Consider the following 21,540-nt stretch of genomic DNA (forward strand, 5'->3'; position numbering starts at 1 on the left):
TATAGTTTTATAGTTGTTTTTTTGACTAATTTTTAATCAGTTTTACAGCGGTTTTCATTTAAGTAGACCACAGTAGGGGCGAATGGAAGAAAGCCCTTACAGGGTTTTGGTTATGACAGTGTGGTTCATCAATCTCAAAAGCGCTGTAATTTTTTTATTCCCTCTTTGAAAGAGTTTTTTTTGTTTGATGCTTCTACTAGCATTTTACTCACTTTGGTAAATTTAGGTAAAAAATTGTTATATACTCATAAAACAAATTCCTCTATATCTTCACTTATTTCCCTGGATAATGGTTTTGATGATGTTAAGTTTGCCAAATTTAATTTTTCTAGTATAGCTGAAGCTAATTTAGCTATATTATTTTCTCCTATAAAATCTTCCATTGGTAATCGTACTTGTAGATCAGTTTCAATACGACTTCTAAGTTCCGATGCCATTAATGAGTCAATCATAGTAGCTAATGGTTCTTGTGAATTAATTTTACTAGGGTTTAACTGTAGTGATAAAGCTAATTCTTCTATTAAATATTTTTCTAATACAAGACAGCGCTCTTTTGCTGGAATTGCGAGAACTTGTTCGGGAGATATCTTGCTTTGACGGCGTGGTTTAACACCAGTATTACTAACTTTTGCCTCTTCCAGAGGAGCTACATTTGCAGCTCGTCGCAGAGTTTCAAAATTGATCCGCTTTAACTTAGCATTAGTAATCTTCCCAATTACTGTTCCTGCATCATCAAATAGCCAAAGATTGCCTTGAGTTATTTGTTCATTGTTTTTATTTAGTTCTAGTTTTGCTTTTGCCCAAAGTTGTTGCCCAGAATGACCATAAAACTCAAATTTTTCTATTTCTACAAGTAAGTACATACCTGAAAGTTCCCCTGGATAACAAACAGATAGTGTTTGTATCCAAGCATCAATATCTCCTAGTGGAAGTAGATAATTTTTATAGGTATCTGGATTTTCTGGGAGTTGAATTTTACCGATCGCCTCCCAATCTTTTCGCCACACTGTATCTAGTAACTGACAGCTTTTGCCTAACTTAACTCCCATTTTCTCCATCATCATTGGGTAAAATTCGGAACTAGGTATTTTTTCTGGATAGTTTTCGGGAGTAATTGCCGATAACTTTGTTTCTACCGGAGTTTTGCTATCAAAGCAAACCTTTCCCGAAGCATTAAGTACCCAATTTGTCAGATTGGTTTCTGTTGGCAAACTGAAAATTTTAAAAGATACTTGATCTTCACTTTCAGAACTCAAAATTAGCTGCACAGTACGAGGTTCATTTTCTTCTGGCATAATTAATGCTTGAGAAATACTGAGATCCTGAAAATGATAGGATAACTTGCCAAAAGCTTCTTGAACAGCAGCTACAACCATTTCCAGATAAATCACAAGATTCATTACTGGCATTCCATCTATGCGATGGTCATTCACAAGTGGTAGTCTATCTAATGTAAACTGTGATTCAAACTGAATCTCTGCCAAAGGTGAGTATAGTCGTTTATCTAATAAGGGGTGGGAAAGTTTGGCACCAAGAGTTGTCGTACTGTGATTTTGAGTTTTATTAATCCAATAACGTTGTCGCTGGAATGGATAAGTAGGTAACTGTAGGCGTTGGCGTTGATAGTCACGGTCAAATCCTGACCAGTCAATATTAGCACCCAGTTGATATACTTTTGCCAGACTAGACAATAATACTTGCCAGTTGCTTTGTGTTTTCTCCAACGAAGGCAACCAAGTCCCAATTTTTTCTAACGATAGCTGTTTTGCCATGTCGCTCCAAATAGGGTTAGGACTTATTTCCAAAAATATATTCTCTCCATCTGCGGACATAGTTTCGATGCTGGCAGAAAAATTTATCTGGTTTTGAGTTTCCAGTTGCCAATAGTCAGGAGTTGCGATTTCTCCTCGTGTAGCAAATTTTCCTGTAATGTGCGAAATAAAACCGATACTTGGAGGAGAGTAATTTATTTCAGATGGAGTTTGCTGTTTGGCGATCAGCTTCAGTGCATCTTCTAAACTAAATACCCCTGCTACACAAGCAGCCACATATTCCCCTACATCTTGTCCCATTACTACATCGGGTTCTATCCCCCAAGATTTCCATAACTCAGCTAGAGCATATTCTATGGAGAATAAAGCAATTTTACTATATGTTTCGTCAAGACCTCTCTCCTGCAAGGAGAGAGACTTTTTATCTCCCCCTTCCCTTGCAGGGAAGGGGGTTGGGGGGTTAGGTCTCCTTTCCTCTGACTCTGGGTACAATATTTGTAGTAATGATTCCTTTAGGTAAGGTTGAAGAATTTCATCACAACGCTCTAATGTTTTACGGAATGTTGGTTGAGTCTCGAAAAGCTGCCTTCCCATATTAATGTATTGGGAATCAGCACCAGAGAATAAAAATCCTATCTTAGGTTTCACTGTAGACTCAGCAGGAATTTCAATATTAACAAGTTGTTGAAGAATTTCTGCTGATGACTCTCCTACTACAGCAAGGCGATAAGAAAAATGAGAACGCCCTGTATTAGCAGTAAAACATATATCTGGTAGGGACGTTCCATGCAAAGTCCCTACAGCAGTTTCTAAATATTTTTGATATCTATTCTTTAACTCTTTGAGAGCATTATCCGTTTTTGCCGAAAGAGTCAATAAATGCAACGGACGTTCCAAATTATCCCCCCTTTCAAAGGGGGGTAGGGGGGATGCTTTTGACTTTTGACTTTTGACTTGATGAGATGACTCCAAAATTAAATGGGAATTAGTACCACTAAAAGCAAAAGAACTAACTCCAGCAAACAGTTTTCCATCTTTTGTTGGCAACCAAGGAGTCAATTCAGTAGGAATATTTATAGCAATACCAACTTCAGAAATATGTGGATTTAGTTGAGTAAGATTTAGATGGGGCGGTATTTCTCCATGCTGCATTGCCAATACTACTTTGATTAAACTAGCAATTCCTGCTCCTGCTTCCAAATGACCAATATTAGTTTTCACCGAACCTAACATTAGTGCTGGTGCTTCTATATTTTTGCCCCGCAAAACTTCTGTCAAAGCTTTAACCTCAAGAGGATCTCCTAAAGATGTTCCCGTACCGTGAGCTTCCACATAACTAATATCCCCGGGTTCGACTCTGGCATTTTCTAATGCTGTTCTAATAACTTCTTGTTGTGCTTTAGCATTGGGAACTGTTAAACCACTACTGCGACCATCTTGGTTAACTGCCGAACCCCTAATCAAAGCCAGAATGTTGTCCCCATCGTTAATAGCATCAGATAAGCGTTTCAGTAGCACCATTCCGCAACCCTCACCCCTACCATAACCATCAGCAGCAGCGTCAAAAGTTTTACAACGACCATCGGGTGACAAAGCTTGAAGTTTCGACATCGCAATAGTTGTGAGAGGCGAAACCATTAAATACACCCCACCTGCAACAGCAAGATGACACTCCTTCGCACGCAAACTTTGACAAGCTAAATGCACACCTACTAGGGACGACGAACAGGCTGTTTCTACTACCATTGCTGGACCTTGCCAACCTAAACTGTAAGATAAACGACCTGCTGCTACACTCAAAGCATTTCCTGTTGCAGCATAAACATCAATATCCGTAGGACTATCAAATAAAGCTTGTTGACCGTATTCGTTGACACTAATGCCTAAAAATACTCCGCTCTTGCTACCAGTCAGTTTTTCTGGTGCAATGCCAGCATTTTCTAATGTTTCCCAACTAACTTCTAATAATAATCTCTGCTGAGGGTCCATACTCGTAACTTCGCGGGGATGGAGTCCAAAGAATTCAGCATCAAACTCATCAATTTTGCTTAAAAATCCTCCCTGACGAGTATAGGTTTTACCGGGAGTCTCTGGAGTGGAGTCATAGTAAGCATCAACATTCCACCTGTCGCTAGGAACTTCCTGAATAGTATCCACCCCATCACGCAATATTTGCCAGAATGATTCAGGGTCATTTGCCCCACCTGGAAATCTACACCCCATACCGATAATAGCTATGGGTTCTGTGGTAGCAGTTTCCAGTGTGTCTAATCTAGATCGCAATTCCTTGATAGTGACAAACGCTCGCTGTAAAGGAGATAATTCTTCTGTGTTTTGGGGGGTTGTATTCATAAGTCAGTAGCTAGTAGTCAGTAGTTTTTTTGAGTAGTTAGTAGTTAGTATTTTCAAAGTTTATGTAACAAAGTTTTGTAGTTGTTGGTGGGGGTTTGGTGTCCAAACCCCTACTTGTCTCTACGAACTGCTCAATGCTTTTAATTCTTGGTCAATAAGTGCTGATAATTCTGCTTCTGATAACTGTTTAGCTTCTTCTTCCCAGTTGTTTTTCTGGTCTATGGTTGTATCTTGACTAGAATCATCCTTTAATTCTAAACATAATACCTCTTGTAATAGATAGTCAGCGATCGCTTCAATATTGGGATATTCAAAAGTTAAGGTTGAAGGAAATGAATGACCAGTAATATTTTGCAAGCGATTCCTGAATTCTAAAGCCATCAAAGAATCCATTCCCATCTCAAAAAAGCCAGTCTGCGGTTGAGGTACTTTATCTGTGGCCAAGGTTGCAGCTACTTCCTCCTGAATAGCAGTAATTAAAACAGCTTTTTGCCGTTTTGCAGGCACATCTTTTAATTTCTGAGTAATTTGTTCCTGCTGTGGTAGGATTGATGACTGCTTTTCTTGAGCTATTCTTGATAGCAAAGGCGGTATCATTCCACCCATAAACTGCTGGAAAAATTTTGACCAGTCAATAGGTAGTATACTAACTTGAGGTTGAGATTGCAAGGAATTTTGTATTTGTTCCCAAATTTCTATTCCTTCTAGCTGTGATATAGCTTTTACCCCTGCTGCTTGCCAACGCTGTTCGTTCTGGTTGCTCATACTTGTTGCTAAACCAGCTTCGCCCCAAAGACTCCAGTTAAGAGTCAAACTTGGTAATCCCATCCTCTGTCGGTAGTGGGTAAGAGCATCTAAATAACTGTTAGCAGCAGCATAATTTCCTTGACCAGGAGAACCCAAAACTGATGCTATAGAAGAAAAACATACGAAAAAGTCTAAGGGTAAATCTTGGGTATAACGGTGAATATTCCACCCACCTTTTACTTTAGGAGCCATAACTTTAGCAAAACGTTGCCAATTTTGTTTTTGCAACACGCCATCATCTAATACTCCTGCTAGGTGCATTACACCACGCAAAGGTGGCAGTGACTGAACAAGATCGCTAATAATTTTTTGCACGTCACTTTCCAGGGAAATATCGCCCCTGGCCAAAACTATATTAGCACCCATTGTTTCCATTTGCGCAATACGTTTTTTGGCAAATTCAGAAGGTTCTTTACGTCCCACTAAAACTAAATTTCGCGCCCCATTTTCTACCATCCACTTAGCAAATGTTAGTCCTAAAGCACCATTACCACCTGTGATTAGATAGGTAGCATCAGAAAGCATATCTATTTTGTTACCAGGAGAAGAAACTTGAGATTTTGTCACGCGAGCTACATAACGATTGTTTCCTCGTATTCCGATTTCTGTTTCCCCATCTGGATGCAAAATTTCTGCTAATAAAGTTGATGCTTTAGTTGCCACATTTGCTTCAGAAGAAGTTAAATCTATTAACCCACCAAAAACTTCTGGATGTTCAATTGCTAAAACTCGCCCTAACCCTAACAAAGGAGCTTGAGTAACTTCTATTTCCTCTTCATTTTTGACTTCTGTAGGGGTGATTTCCTGCGGAATGCTATGCAAACCCGAATCACCCCTACCTTTGACTTGAATAGGTTGAGCATCTTGAGTAACCATCCATAATTTAGGCAAATTAGATGTTACTCCTTTTGTCAAAGCTTGCACTAAATGGAGAACGCTACCCGAATTTCTGAGTTGGTCTATTTCCAAAGATTCAATTGTAGTATTAGCAGTTGGGGTTGTTTCCAAACTCCATAAATGTACTATTCCTTTGCATGGTGGCAATTCTGTTGTCAATGCTACATCTATTAAGTTTTGAAAATCTTGAAGTCGTGCCGGATTAATTTGCCACATTTCCCGCGCACCTTTGAGGGCGATAGACCAACGTTCCTCCCCTGCAAACACAACAATACAAGTCTGCCCCTGTTTCTCTAACAAATCTACTAGGTTTTGCCATAAATGCCCATTTGACTCGGCAAATATTAACCAAGTTCCGGGACTAAGGTTTGTTGGCAAACTAACATTTGCCAGCGCCTTTTCCTCCCATTCAACTTGATAAAACAAATCAGAAAAATCAGACTTTTTCGAGAGATGTTCATCCCTACTTCTAACTTCTGTACGGGTGATTTCCTGCGGAATGCTATGCAAACGCGAATCACCCCTACTGACTTTTTCTATCCAATATCGTTGTCGCTGAAATGGATAAGTCGGTAGTTGTAAACGTTGACGGAAGTAACCTGCATCAAACCCATGCCAGTCTACTTCAACTCCCCGAACATACAATTCACTCAAGCTAGTCAATAACTGCTGCCAATCAGATATTTTTTTCCGCAATGAAGGCAACCACATCCCAGCATTCTCTGGCAAACACCTGCGCCCCATTCCCAATAGAACAGGATGAGGACCTATTTCTAGAAAAATGTTGTAGCCTTCTTGGTGTAAAGTTTCCATACTTGCAGAAAAATGTACGGCTTCCCGAATGTGCTGACACCAATAACTAGGTTGACAAACTTGATTTTCCTCTACTAACTTGCCAGTCAAGTTGGAAATAAATTTTATACTTGGGGATGAATACTGAACTTCTGACGCAACTTTAGCAAAATCATCTAACATTGGCTCCATTAATGGAGAATGGAAACCATGAGAAACATTTAACTGTCTGGTTTCTAACCCTTGATTTTCTAGTTGAAATACCAAAGCTCCTACTGCTGTCGCTTGCCCAGAAATAACTACGTTACTCTGACCATTAATAGCTGCAATAGAAACTTGGTCAAAATTAGAGGCGGATATTGCTGCCCGTACTTGTTCTTCCGAAGCCAATATGGCGACCATTTTGCCATTTTTTGGTAACGCCTGCATTAGTCGTCCCCGTTCGGCAATCAATTTTAGCCCGTCTTCTAAACTGAATACTCCTGCCACACAAGCAGCCACATATTCACCCACACTATGTCCCATGACTACATCTGGCTTTATACCCCAAGATTTCCATAATTCGGCGAGAGCATATTCTATAGCAAATAGAGCAGGTTGAGTATAAGCAGTTTCATCAAGTTCTCTCTCTAAACCTCTCTCCAACAAGGAAAGAGGTTTTTCCTCTCCCCCTTCCCTGCGAGGGAAGGGGGTCGGGGGGTTAGGTTGTGGTGAATACAATACTTCTAAAAGTGGTTTTTCTAAATAGGGCCGGAGAATTTCATCACAGCGTTCCAAAGTTTTACGAAATATCGGCTGAGTGTCAAACAACTCTCGCCCCATGTGGATGTATTGGGAACCTTGCCCGGTGAACAAAAATGCTACTTTAGGCCGAGCATTCGAGGACAATGGTTCACCGAAAAAGTCGATAGCTGCCAGTTTTTCAGCTATTTCTATTGATGAATTTCCTATTAAAGCCAGTCGATGAGAAAAATGGTTGCGTCCTGTATTAGCTGTAAAACAGATATCTGGTAAAGACTTTCCATCGAATGTCTCTGGATGAGTTTCTAAATAATTTGTATATCTATCTCTTAACTCTTTAAGAGCAGTCTCCGTTTTTGCTGACAAAGTTAATAGGTGTAGCGGACGTTCTAAATAAGTTCCCTCTTGCAGAGAAACTGCACTATCATTATCATTTTTGACTTGTGAATTTTGACTTCTGACTTTATACGGTGCTTCTCCCAAGACAATATGAGCATTAGTACCACTCATGCCAAAAGAACTTACTCCGGCAAAACGTTGCTCATCTCTATTTACCTGCCAGGGAGTTAACTTTGTCGGAACTGTCACCGCCATTTTTTCCCAAGCAATAGCAGGGTTTGGTTGGTTGAAATGTAAGTGAGCTGGAATTTCCTGATGCTGCATTACTAGAACAGTTTTGATTAAACTTGCTATTCCTGCTGCTGCTTCTAAATGCCCAATATTAGTTTTGACAGAAGCTATTGTTAAAGGTAGATCGGGAGTTCGCTCTGGGTTTAATACTTCTCCTAAAGCTTCTACTTCTATCGGGTCTCCCAGAGAAGTACCTGTTCCATGAACTTCCACATAGCTAACTTGATGGGGTGCAACATCTGCGTTTGCTAAAGCAGTACGAATCACTTTTTGTTGAGCTAAACCATTGGGAACAGTTAACCCACTGCTACGTCCATCGTGATTAACTGCGGAACCACGAATAACTGCTAAAATATTGTCATTATTTGAGATAGCATCGGATAGTCGCTTCAATACCACTACTCCACAACCCTCACCCCGCCCATAACCATCTGCTGCTGCATCAAAAGTTTTACAACGACCATCAGCAGATAGCGCCCGCATCTGGGATAAAACAAGATTTGCTTGGGGAGTAATAATTAAATTTACTCCTCCTGCAATAGCCAAGTTACATTCTCCAGCACGCAAACTTTTACAAGCGAGATGAGCTGCCACTAGAGAAGAAGAACAAGCAGTATCTATCGCCATTGTTGGGCCTTGCCAACCAAGATAATAAGATAGACGACCTGCTGCTACACTAGGAGTATTGCCTGTAAAGAAATAAGCTCCCTGGTCATTTCCATTAGATGAATTCATCTGTAGCTGCATATAGTCAGATGTATTAATCCCTATAAACACTCCATTACAACTGCCCATCTGTTTGTTAGGAGCAATGCCAGCATTTTCTAATGCTTCCCAACTTACTTCTAGTAATAACCTTTGTTGAGGGTCCATACTAACTGCTTCTTTGGGAGCAATACCAAAAAATTCGGCATCAAATTTATCTATTTCTCCATGTAAAAAATTGCTCTGACGGACATACATCTTACCTGTAGTACCGGGGTCAGAATGGTAGAAAGAATTAATATCCCATCGTTCTGGTGGTACTTCTATAGCTGCATCCATCCCACCTCGCAATAGTTCCCAGAAAGCATCAGGGTTATTTGCACCTCCTGGAAATCGACATCCCATACCAACGACAGCGATGGGTTCTTTTTCTGTCTTTTTAAATTCTTCAAGTTTTGACCGTAATTGCTTAACTAATAGCAATAGTCGTTTAGATGAAGATAAGTTTTGGGTTTCTTGTGATAAATTATCCATTTATTTTAAAAGTGTTTCTATCTCTATAATTTCTTGAAGAATTGAATCTTCTACTTCATCTTCTGACAAATTTTCTAATTGTGAAAAATCGTCTTTATTATTATTGTTAGTTTGTTTTATATCTTTATTTTCTGATTTATTATATTCCAATAAATTATCAATTATATAACTAGATAAAGTTGAAATATTAGGATAATTAAAAGCTAAAGTATCAGACAGAGAAATTAACAATGTTTTTTCTATTCTTTTCTTTAACTCTACAATCATCAAGGAATCCATACCCATTTCAAAAAAACCTATTTCTGGGTCTGGTAGCTGTGAAGATGGCAATTTTAAAAAATAAGCAATTTGATTTTGTAAGTAATTAATTAAAACATATCGACGTTCTTGTTGAGGAGTTTTATCTAAAATCTGGATAAATTCTGAATCAGTTTTTAGTTTTTCTAAGTCCTCAACCTGTGTCACAGAATTATTCTCTAAAACATTTTGTATCTTATCAAATAATTTTAATTCTGAATCTGAAAATTCTGTAGTTGTTTTTAAATAATTAATTAAGCTTTGAATATTATTTTGATGGTCACTATAAACCATCATACTTTGGGTATTATGGGAGGAATCAACAATTGCTGTTTCCACCCAATACCGTTGTCGTTGAAATGGATAAGTTGGCAGTGTTACTTTCTGGCGAGTATAATCTTTGTCTACTCCCACCCAGTCTATTTCAGCTCCCCGTACATACAACTCTCCTAAACTAGATAACATTTGTTGCCATTCATCCCTCAAAAGTGCAGCATCCTCTGGCATCCCCTTTTCCAAGGGGGACGGGAGGGGGATTTTTCTCGGACACAATGATGGCAACCATACACCTACATCTTCTGGCAAACATTGCCTTCCCATTCCTAATAATATTGGTTTAGGTCCAATCTCCAGGAATATTTCAGCACCTTGTTTGTGCAAATATTCCATTCCTTGAGCAAACCGCACTGGTTGACGCACATGATTTACCCAATATTTGGCTGAAGCAATACTATTGTCTGCTACTGTTCCTATAAGATTTGATATTATTGGTATTTTAGGTTGATTATAGGTTATTTGATTAGCTACTACTTCAAACTCTGCCAACATAGGTTCCATTAATGGTGAATGGAAAGCATGGGATACCTCTAGTTGTTTGGTTTTGATTCCCTCAGTTTCTAAGCTAGTCACAACATCTCTGAGTGCAGTTGACTCTCCAGAAATAACAACGCTTTCTAGCCCATTTATTGCTGCAATAGCTATTTCGGGATATGGAGCTATAAATGTTTGAACTCTTGACTCCGATGCCATCACAGCGAACATCTCACCACCAGGGGGTAACTGCTGCATCAACCTTCCCCGCTCGGCAATCAGTTTCAGACCATCTTCTAAACTGAAAATTCCTGCTACTGTTGCTGCTACATATTCGCCCACACTATGACCCATGACTATATCTGGTTTGATTCTCCAGGATTGCCATAGTTGTGCTAAAGCATATTCTACAGCAAAAATAGCTGGTTGGGTATAAGCGGTTTGATTTAATATAGATGAGTTGGATATGTCTTTGTCTTCAGGATAGAGAATTTCTAGTAGGGAGGTTTTATGAAATGTACCTAAGATTTTGTCACATTTATTAATAGCTTGTCGGAATACTGATGATTCCTCATAAAGTTGCCTACCCATATTTACATATTGGGAACCTTGACCTGTAAATAAAAAGGCGATTTTAGGTTTAGCACTATCATTAGGCAGTTTTCCCGAACAGATTTCTCCTAGTTCCGCACCTGCTTTGTATTGTAGGAGTTTTTCTACTAATTCTTTTTTGTTAGAAGCAATGACTGCTAGTCTGTGGTTAAAGTGGGTACGTCCAGTATTAGCTGTGTAGCAAATATCTGCTAACTTAATGTCATTATTTTCTTCTCTTAGATAATTTTGATAACTAATAACTAGATCGGAAAGAGCTGCTTCTGTTTTTGCTGAGAGAGTTAATAAATGTAGCGAACGTTCTAAATTATTTCCCTCTTGCAGAGAAGCTACCCTATCATTATTACTTCTGACTTCTGTAGGGGCGAATGGCCATTCGCCCCTACGACTTCTGACTTCTAGCGGTGCTTCTTCTATAACTAAATGAGCATTAGTTCCGGTCAAACCAAAGGAACTCACTACAGATCGTCTTATTTGACCATCAGGGATTTTCCAATCTTTCAATTCTGTATTGACATAAAATGGGCTATTTTCAAAATCAATATGTGGGTTAGCTTGATTAAAATGTAACGAAGGAACTAACTTCTGGTTCTTAAGACACAAAGCGGTTTTAATTAAACCCGAAATTCCAGCAGAGTAAATTGCATGACCAATATTTGTCTTGACAGATCCAATCGCACAAAACTGTTTCTTCTTAGTCCACTTAGAAAATGTGTTTGTTAACGCCTCTACTTCTATAGGATCTCCCAATACTGTTGCCGTTCCATGAGCTTCTACATAACTGATAGTTTCTGGATTAATTCCAAATTTACGATAAACCTTTTCTTCCAAACTGGTTTGAGATTGACTACTTGGAGCTGTAATTCCGTTAGTATTACCATCATAATTAATTCCTGTTCCCTTAATTACCCCATAGATATGGTCACAATCTTGAATAGCTCGATCGTAGCTTTTCAATAAAACGACACCACAACCTTCAGCCCAAACTGTACCAGATGCTGAAGCATCAAAAGTTTTACAATGTCCCTCAGCAGATATCATTTGAGACTGACTTGACAAAATTTGCCCATCTGCTGTTGTCATAATGACTATTCCTCCAGCAATAGCCAGTTTGCTTTCTCCCCGTTGAATACTTTCACAAGCTTGATGAACGGCAACTAATGAGGAGGAACAAGCCGTATCAATAGCTACTACTGGTCCTTTTGTATCCAGGAAATAGGCAATTCTGGCAGATACCATTGACGGAAGATTTCCTGTGAGCGACAATCGATTATCTCCCACCCCTGCATTTGACAACAATTTGCTATAACCACTATCTGCTACTCCCACAAATACACCACAATGTTTATTTTTCAGAGAATCAGGAGCATATCCTGCATCTTCGATAGCATGATAAGCTTCTTCTAAAAATATTCTTTGCTGAGGTTCCATAAACTCAGCTTCTAGTGGAGAAATGTCAAAAAAGAAAGGGTCAAACTTATCAATTTCATCTAAAAAACCAGCATATTTTGAATAGGAAGTACCTGAATTTTCTGGGTCAGGATGATACCAATTTTTCTCCTCCCATCTTCCGGGGGGAGGTTCTGTTATACTGTCAATTCCATTTGTTAAGTTGTGCCAAAATTCTTTCCTATTTCTCGCTCCTGGGTATCGACAAGAAATTCCGATTATCGCTATATCTGTTTCTAAAGAAATCTCTTTCTGTTGATTTGATAAAAATAATGTTTCCTGAGAATTTTCTATCTTTATTTTGTTAACTTTGTTATTATCAATTTTTGAATTGAGAGTTTGTTCCGGTTGTGCTTCTTTTGCAAAAATACCCCGGAAATTTTTCTTAGCATTCTCTAGAGAAATTTCCCCGGACTGTAATCTATCTAGTATCTTTTCCTGTTGACTTGATAGAAATAATATATCCTGAGAATTTTCTGTATTTATCTTGTTAAGTTTGTGATTATCAATTTTTGAATTGAGAGTTTTTTCAGGTTGTGCTTCTTTGGCAATAATACCCCGGAAAATTTCCTTAGCATTCTCTAGAGAAATTCCCCCTGATTGTAATCTATCTAACACCTCCTCCTGTTGAATTATCTGTTTTTGAGGTATTCGATAACTATCTATTTCTTCCCACCCACCCATTCCTACAAAATCATGTGACGTATCACTAATATTTATTTCATTAAAAATTCTTTCAATCCGACTTGCCACCTCTGGTTGATGAAAAGTTATATCGTGCATTCTTAATTCTTTTTCAATTGCTAAAGGCAACTTATCTCTAAGTTCCGAACTGGTATTTTCTTTAAGAGTTATCAGAGATAATCTAGGCTTTTCTGCCATTTCAACAGCCATTTCTTCGGCATAAGCTAGCACTTTTTTCCTTGACACAACTGGAAAAGGAATACCCCGTTTTACTAATTCTTTTCCACGGTAATTTTTGGTAGTATACATCATTTCCAGACCAAGAGAAGTACCCAACTTAGCAGATACAACTAACGTACATCCCATACCTGGTGTGAAACCATATTTCATAAAATTAGTTGTGTAAATGCTTTCTTTACTCAATACAACTAAATCTGCATATAAACCAAAAACTAAACCACCTCCAATACCGTGACCTTGCATAGCTGAAATTACTGGTATTTGACAATTCAGTGGTAGCTTAAAGAAATCTAAATCGTTAAATTTAATTTCTTTTTTATGAATTCTAACTAACTCCTCTTTTGTACCTCCCGAACAAAAATAATTTCCATATCCCGTCAAAATTACTACTTTATAACTATTGTTTTTGGCAACTTCATCAAAACATTTGTATAATCCTGAAATTAATTCAGAGGAAAAGGTGTTGTGGTGTTCTTCATCTTTCATTACAATCTTGACAACACCATTATCTAACTCTTCTAGTTGTACTACCCCAAAGTCACTCTTTACTCGATTATGCTTTAAATTTAATTTAGTCATATAAATTCCCCTGATTTCATATATAGTTGATTTGTTGTATCAATATTAGGATATTTTATTAAAATAGAAATTCTGATTTTATGAATTATTTGTACAGCAGAACGATAAATTTATTTTTAGGGTGTAATCAAAGAAAATTAAACCCATTCATACTCTCGGTGAAATTCCTTAATTTGTTTCAAAACTAATTTACCTTTACCTTCTATCTGTTTCCAAACTTCAGGGAAAAGTTGATAGTCTAAAGTCACATTTCTCGTTCCAAAAGCAACTACACTACTTTTATGAAGTAAATGTTCGTATTCGTTCCAACTTAAAGAATGGCGTTGTGCCAACTGTGCAGAAATTCCCTGTTGAGCTTGACTTTGCTTTCCTTCTGGAGTCACAAACCCACTATAAAATTCTGAACAACAACCAGAACCATAAGAAAACATCCCAATGCGTCGAGGTTGGTCGAATTCTCCATTGTCAATAGTGCTAGCTAGGGATAAAAGCACTGTTGCTCCCATAATATTACCCACTTGTTGACAATAAACTAAACCCGGCATCACCCTTCTTTGAAAATCTTCCTCAATCTCAACTGGTTTAGCCTTTTTCATTTTGCGCATCATACTTTTATGCGCCCCTTTTACCATACCACCAAAAGGTGTATGAAAACTCAAGTAATTAAAAGTTTTTTGGTAGTCAACTCCATTTACTCGCTCTTGATATTCTAGGTAAGCATTTTCACAACAATCTAAATAAGAAAGAAGTGATAAATCTGCATCTCCTGCTTCTGAATCTGGATTTGGTCTACAAGTATCCATTACTTCATAACCATAATAACCATTGCAACCTACATCAACTTGAAAAATTTTAGGAACATCGCTAACTAGAATTGCCACTGCTCCTGCACCATTACTAGGTTCGGCAAAAGACCAGTCTTCGCTTAAAGCGTCCCCTCCTTCTGCAACTGAGAAACGAGATATGTCAGTTGCTATTACTAAAGCTTTAGCTCCTGGAGATGTTTGGGATAAAATAAAGTTCAATGCTATCTGCAAACCTGCGGTACCTGAATAACAAGCTTGCTTGACTTCAAACATCCGACAACCGCGACTTAACCCCAAATAATCATGAATATAGGTACTCATAGATTTACCAAAATCAATGCCAGACTCACTACAAGTGACTACCATTTCTATAGATTTTTTCTCTAAGTCGTTCAAGCTATCTATGATTGGTTTAGCAGCATTAATTGCATAAGAAACAGGGTCTTCATAAGGCATCGCCACCGTTTTCTCTTTCATCATTAAGTTATCGAAGCGAGTCATTTCTAATTGACGCGCTTGTGCAAGCATTTGTACATCTAATTTCGCTATTCCTCCATATACATTTAGTGCTTCAATCCCTACTTGTTGCATCACTTTAACTCCTCATAAATTAAATAATATTAATTGGCGCGAGCTTTTTGTTTTAACTTTTCAATCATTTGATTTGCCACTTTAGTAGACAACTCTTTTTTCGCTACCCATTCAAGTATTGAATCTAATTCTTGCATCAAACTTTCTTGTGATTCACTAGAGGAATCCATGTTTTTAGTCAATGAATCATCAACTTGATTTCGGGGTAATTCTTGTTTTATAGGAGCAGCAGTTAAATTTTTATAATCAATTTCTTGTTTGATATATTCTGCCAGTTTTAATAGAGTAGGATAATTATAAACTTGAGTTACTTTAATATCCAATCCATAATGTTTATTAACCCTATTAATCCAGTCAACTCCCACAATAGAATCTAATCCCAAGTCGGTAAACTTTTTGTTTTCTATTATTTCCCTTGGCTGTACATACATTGCATCAGCCAACTTTTGTTTCAGGGTTTCTTTAATTTCTGACAATTTTACCTGAGCCTTAGATTCAGAGGCTTTTGTTTTCAGCAAAATTTGAGGAGCTTCCACGGGAATTTTTTTCTGGATTGATAACTCTTCAGTAATATATCGTGTCAATTCCAACAAAGTAGGATAATTATAAACTTGAGTTACTTTAATATTCAATCCATAATGTTTATTAATCTTATTAATCCAGTCAACTCCCACAATAGAATCTAATCCCAAGTCGATAAACTTTTTGTTTTCTATTATTTCTGTTGGCTCTACATACATCGCATCAGCTAACTTTTGTTTCAGGGTTTCTTTAATTTCATTAAAATCTAACTTATCCCTAGTTACTAAAGGCTGAAAACTTGCAATTTCAGTATTTGTTTGCTGTAAATCTGAAGTTTCAGTATTTGTTTGTTGCTTCACAAAGCTTGTTGGTGAAGATTTTGCTACAGACATTGAATCTAGATTTAATAATTCAATCTTGACTTTCTGCCCTCTTTCTCGATTTGTTTGTGTTGGGGTTTTTAATAATTGTGGTTCGGATAAACTTTTACTAAGTTTGTTGTTAGGAATATTTTTAATCCAATAACTTTTTCTTTGCCAAGGATATGTTGGTAACTCCACCTTCTTATCAGAATAATCCCTGTAAAATTCCAACCAATCTACTTTAATTCCTTTTACATAAAATTCCCCCAGACTTTGCAGCATTTGTAACCAGTCTGGCTTCCCTGGGCGCAAACTTGGCAGCCATAGCTTTTTGCTTCCCATGAGACACTCGCGCCCCATCCCTAATAATATTGGTTTAGGTCCAATTTCTAGAAGAATTTCAGAGCCTTCTTGCTGTAACGCTTCCATCCCTTGAGCAAAACGCACTGGTTGACAAATATGATCTACCCAATATTTAGCAGAAGCAATACTATTATCTGCTGTTGTACCTGTAAGGTTAGATATGATTTGTATCTGAGGATTATTATATGTAATTTGATTTGCTACTGCTGCAAACTCCGCCAACATCGGTTCCATTAATGGTGAATGGAAGGCATGAGATACTTGTAGTTGTTTGGTTTTAATTCCTGATGCCTCTAAATTATTAACAATCGAGCTAACGGCAACAGACTCCCCTGAAATTACTATACTTTCTGGTCCATTAATTGCTGCTATGGATATTTCAGGAACAGAAGCGATAGATTCTCTAACGTAAGACTCCGAAGCCATCACAGAAACCATCTCCCCTCCAGAAGGCAACTGCTGCATTAAGCTACCTCTGGCTGCAATTAATTTCAGACCATCTTCTAGACTGAATACTCCAGCTACACAAGCTGCCACATATTCGCCCACACTATGACCCATGACTGCATTCGGCTTTACCCCCCAAGAATCCCACAATTTATACAGAGCATACTCTACAGCAAACAAAGTCGGTTGAGTATAAGCAGTTTGGTTAAGTAGGGATGAATCATAATCATCTTTATTTGCTGGATATAGAATTTCCTTTAAAGATGTTTTATCTAACTTCCCAAGAATTTCATCACATTTGTCAATAGCTTCACGGAATACTGGCGCTTGTTCATAGAGTTGTCTTCCCATATCTACATATTGAGCACCTTGACCTGTGAAGAGAAAGGCAATTTTCGGTACTGCAATATCATCGGACAATTCTCCAGAAAAGAGACTACTTACTTCCTCTGAGAGCCTGTACTTTTGGAGTTTTGTTACTAATTCTTCTCGGTTTGACGCGATCGCTGCCAGTCTATAGTCAAATTGTTCCCTTCCTATATTGGCTGTGTAGCAAATATCAGCTATCTCTAATTCAGGATGATTTTCGAGATGATTTTGATAACTAACGACTAAATCTTGAAGAGCTTTTTCTGTTTTTGCTGATAAAGTTAATAAATTCAATGAACGCTCTAAATTATCTGCCTTTTGTAGAGAAGCTACCTTATCACTATCACTTCTGACTTGAACTGGTGCTTCTTCTATAATTGTATGAGCGTTCACACCACCTATTCCAAAAGAACTAACTCCTGCTCGTCTGGGAATTTCTTCCCCTGATTCTGTTTTTCGCTTTTTCCATTCTTGAGTTTGGTCAATTATATAAAACGGACTATCTTTTAAATTAATGCGTGGATTTAATTCCTTAAAGTTGACAATAGTCGGCAATTTTTTATACTTCATTGCCAAAAGAACTTTAATTATGCCAGCAATACCCGCAGATCCTTCCAGATGTCCAATATTGCTTTTCACTGCCCCCAAACCACAATAGGATTTTTCTGACTTTCCTAACCCATATTGCTGATGTAGTTGTTTAAATCCTCGTTTGAGAGCATTAATTTCAATCGGGTCTCCCAAGGGTGTACCCGTTCCATGAGCTTCAATATAAGATACTGTATTAGGTGGAATCTTAGCTTTAGTATAAGCAGAACGCAAAACTTGAGCTTGAGCATAAACATTGGGAGATGTCAAAGTTCTAGCTCTACCTCCGTGATTTATCGCACTCCCTCTAATTACGCCATAAATGCGATCGCCATCTTCTATGGCTTTCTCCAACGGTTTTAATAAAATTACTCCCGCCCCCTCTCCCCGAACATAACCATCAGCAGAGCTGTCAAAAGTTTTACATTGTCCAGTAGGAGATAACATCCCCAGTTGACTCATTTGGATATATGTTGTAGATGTAAACAACACACTGATTCCACCTACCAGTGCAGTTTCACATTCCAACTGTTGCAGGGAACTAACAGCATAATGAATTGCTACCAGGGAACTTGAGCAAGCTGTATCTATAGGAATACTTGGACCGTGAAAGTTGAAGTACGAAGAAATACGATTAGGAATCATACAAGTCCAAGTCCCTGTACCACTGTGTCCCTCAATGTCTTCTTCGCTTTTGTTCATCAATAGAATTGAATCATAATTACAAGCTCCGATGAAAACACCTATATTACTTCCTGATAGTTGAGATGGTGAATACCCAGCATCCTCGATACAAGACCAGCTCAACTCCAACATCATTCTCTGTTGCGGATCTAAATTTATTGCTTCTCTAGGAGAAATACCGAAAAAATAGGCATCAAAGCTGTCTGCTTCTTCAATCAATCCTCCCCACTTGCTGATACTTTTATTTGGTTGTTCGGGAGTGGCTGAATAATACTTCTCTACTTCCCACCTTTGGGAAGGAATTTCACTAATACTATTAACCCCAAATTCAAGATTTTGCCAAAACTGATTGTAGTTGTTCGCTCCTGGAAATCGACACGCCATACCAATAATGGCAATATCAGTAAAAGCACTCTGTTGTTCTTGCTTCATAAAACCAACCTTATGTTCGTTACAAAAAATCTCTAAATCAAGATATTGCTATTGTTACTAGATATATTTTTTTAATGGTTTTCATAGTTTTATTGCCTCGCAGTAGATTTGCATCAAAGTTGACATACTCAGTTTGCCTTGACAAAAACAAAAAACAAACTAATTAAGAAATTTTATTAAAAAAATACCCTTATATCTGCTATGTCTGAACTACCTACGTTCAAACTTAGATCGTATTGTACGAGGAAAGTCTAGACTTTACAATACTGAAGCTATTAGAGAATAGCCATATCCATAAAAGTTCTGTATTCAATTTATTGAAATTAAATCTCAATAATCTTAGTTAATTATGCTAACGAGTTTGCTTCAACTTAGCAACTAATATAGATAAATTTTATCAGGTAAAAGTTTTATTATCATTTTTTCTTATGAAATATCCTGACTTACAAGCCTAAATTGAGCTAGCGATCCAAAAGGAACCTCAAAAGTTCAGCTAGCTTTTGCAAACATAATATGACTTTATAAGAAACTTATAAAAGCAATAACACCTTTCTACTCAGAAAAACTTTACTTTTATGTTTTCTTTATAAAGTAGCTATTGCCACAAAGAAAAATATTGCCTTAAATGGATTTATCGCCTAAAACGGATTTTTTGTTGAATTACAGTTATTTTTAATAAATCTATATTAACATAGCTAGAAATACTTTAAATCAAATAATTCAGAAAATTCAATTACAAACAAAACTAAAACTAGAAACTATATGAATACATGACCGTAAAAACGTCACAAAGACGACCAACGAGCTTGCAAACTTTCTTGATAATTTGGGGAGGGCAATTAGTCTCAACTATCGGCTCCAATATGACAAGCTTTGCGATCGCTATCTGGGCTTGGGAACTAACAGGTAAAGCAACACCTTTATCTTTAATCTTTAATATTATTCTTTACTCACACGCCCACAGTCATTGCAGCTTGTTTTGCAGGAGTATTAGTAGACCGTTGGAATAAAAAGCAACTGATGATAGTAGGGGATACAATAGCTTGCTTGTCCACAATTGCTATTCTACTACTACTGCTAAATAACAACTTACAGATTTGGCATCTATATGTAACAACAGCGATCAAGGGCTTATAAAGTGGAACCTGGTATTCAAGGAATAATTTTTGCTTCTCGTTTTCTCATAGCTCAAATAACTACTCCATTGGCTTTGGGAATTAGCGTTCCTTTGGCTGACAACATATTTGAACCTGCTATGAAAACAGGTGGTTCCTTAGCTAATATCTTTGGTGGTTTATTTGGTACTGCTGCCAGTGCTGGTATGGCCTTACAAATTGCGCTATTTTCTAGCTTAGGTATAGCTATTTCCTGATGTGGATATTGTTTCCATAATCTAAGGAATGTGGAATTTATACTACCAGACCACGATAGTCAATAGTCAATAGAACAGATAGATACTAAATCACAATTTACTTCATCCCAAATAGGCTAGATAAATATCGTTCATTTGCTCTCCTTATGTAATTTTTGTCACCCTTAATTGGCTTTAGTTGCAGTTCTTATATCCAATATATATGCTAATAAATTGCAATAAAGATTTTTAATAATTTTAGTAAAGTTTAAGCAAATATTAAAATTATTCTATGTATTCTCAAAACTTACAAAAAAATTATTAAAATAAACTCTAATTTCTTAGCTAATCTAAATGAAACTAAATTTCATTTAAGTTTTGTCCATAAGTACTAATGAATTATAGATGTAATGCAAATTAGTCAATTTATCACGAATGCAGGCATTGTCGCCTGGCCACTATTAATGTTTTCCCTTGTAGCGATCGCTCTAGTTATAGAGCGTGGAGTATTTTGGTTTAAAGTTTTGCAACGGCAAAGTTTAGTGGTGCAAAAGGTACTGAAAACATATAGAACAGATGCTTATACTGCTCTAAGCATACTTCAGAAAAACGCTGACTTACCTATCCCTCGCATTTTTCTAGAAGCTCTAGAACTAGAGAAACCGACTCCGGACGAAATGCGCCTTGCTCTAGAAAGTGCAGCGTCAGCAGAACTTCCTAATATCCGTCGTTTTAATACAGTATTTGACACTATTATTAATGTTGCTCCTCTACTCGGTTTGTTAGGAACTGTTTTAGGATTAATTACCTCTTTTGCTTCCTTAAATATAGGAGATGTTGGTGGTAGTAGTAGTGCTGGAGTTACAGGTGGTATTAGTGAAGCTTTAGCATCAACTGTATTAGGGTTGGTAGTAGCTATTTTCACTCTTGTATTTAGCAATATGTTTCGGGGATTTTATAAACGACAAATAGCTTTGATTCAAGAGTACGGCGGTCAGCTTGAACTCCTCTATAGAATTCATTATGAAAGAGGAGATTTTAACTTTAAGCCTACTCCCAATAAATCCTTAGAAGTATCCAATTTTAGAACTTAAAAAAAAAATTAATACTTTCAGCAAAAAATA

At 37.4% G+C, this 21,540-nt stretch carries 8 protein-coding genes; 3 read left to right on the forward strand and 5 right to left on the reverse strand.

What is annotated here, in order from left to right:
• Positions 1-245: 245 nt before the first annotated feature.
• The 5 genes from ACP6PM_RS34015 to ACP6PM_RS34035 form a co-directional block, all read right to left on the reverse strand.
• Positions 246-4,124 (reverse strand): beta-ketoacyl synthase N-terminal-like domain-containing protein, encoded by a 3,879-nt coding sequence (locus ACP6PM_RS34015; protein WP_426591269.1) that lies wholly within the window; start codon positions 4,122-4,124, stop codon positions 246-248.
• Positions 4,125-4,244: 120 nt separating this feature from the next.
• Positions 4,245-9,230: a type I polyketide synthase gene (locus tag ACP6PM_RS34020; protein ID WP_426591270.1), complete on the reverse strand. Its 4,986-nt coding sequence runs from the start codon at positions 9,228-9,230 to the stop codon at positions 4,245-4,247.
• On the reverse strand, positions 9,231-13,901 hold the full coding sequence (locus ACP6PM_RS34025) for a polyketide synthase (protein WP_426591271.1): 4,671 nt from the start codon (positions 13,899-13,901) through the stop codon (positions 9,231-9,233).
• Between the two features lie 137 nt (positions 13,902-14,038).
• On the reverse strand, positions 14,039-15,298 hold the full coding sequence (locus ACP6PM_RS34030; protein ID WP_426591335.1) for a hydroxymethylglutaryl-CoA synthase family protein: 1,260 nt from the start codon (positions 15,296-15,298) through the stop codon (positions 14,039-14,041).
• 29 nt (positions 15,299-15,327) lie between these two features.
• Positions 15,328-19,065, reverse strand: a complete 3,738-nt coding sequence (locus ACP6PM_RS34035; protein ID WP_426591272.1) for a beta-ketoacyl synthase N-terminal-like domain-containing protein — start codon at positions 19,063-19,065, stop codon at positions 15,328-15,330.
• Positions 19,066-19,835: 770 nt separating this feature from the next.
• On the opposite strand from ACP6PM_RS34035, the gene ACP6PM_RS34040 reads away from it, so the two are divergent.
• From ACP6PM_RS34040 to ACP6PM_RS34050, 3 genes are all read left to right on the forward strand, one after another.
• On the forward strand, positions 19,836-20,075 hold the full coding sequence (locus ACP6PM_RS34040) for a hypothetical protein (protein ID WP_426591273.1): 240 nt from the start codon (positions 19,836-19,838) through the stop codon (positions 20,073-20,075).
• A 128-nt stretch (positions 20,076-20,203) separates the two neighbouring features.
• Positions 20,204-20,437, forward strand: a complete 234-nt coding sequence (locus tag ACP6PM_RS34045; protein ID WP_426591274.1) for a hypothetical protein — start codon at positions 20,204-20,206, stop codon at positions 20,435-20,437.
• 389 nt (positions 20,438-20,826) lie between these two features.
• Positions 20,827-21,510 (forward strand): MotA/TolQ/ExbB proton channel family protein, encoded by a 684-nt coding sequence (locus tag ACP6PM_RS34050; protein ID WP_426591275.1) that lies wholly within the window; start codon positions 20,827-20,829, stop codon positions 21,508-21,510.
• The last annotated feature ends 30 nt before the right edge of the window (positions 21,511-21,540 follow it).

It is taken from the genome of Dapis brunnea BLCC-M229, assembly GCF_050015995.1.
Classification (GTDB): Bacteria; Cyanobacteriota; Cyanobacteriia; order Cyanobacteriales; family Microcoleaceae; genus Trichodesmium.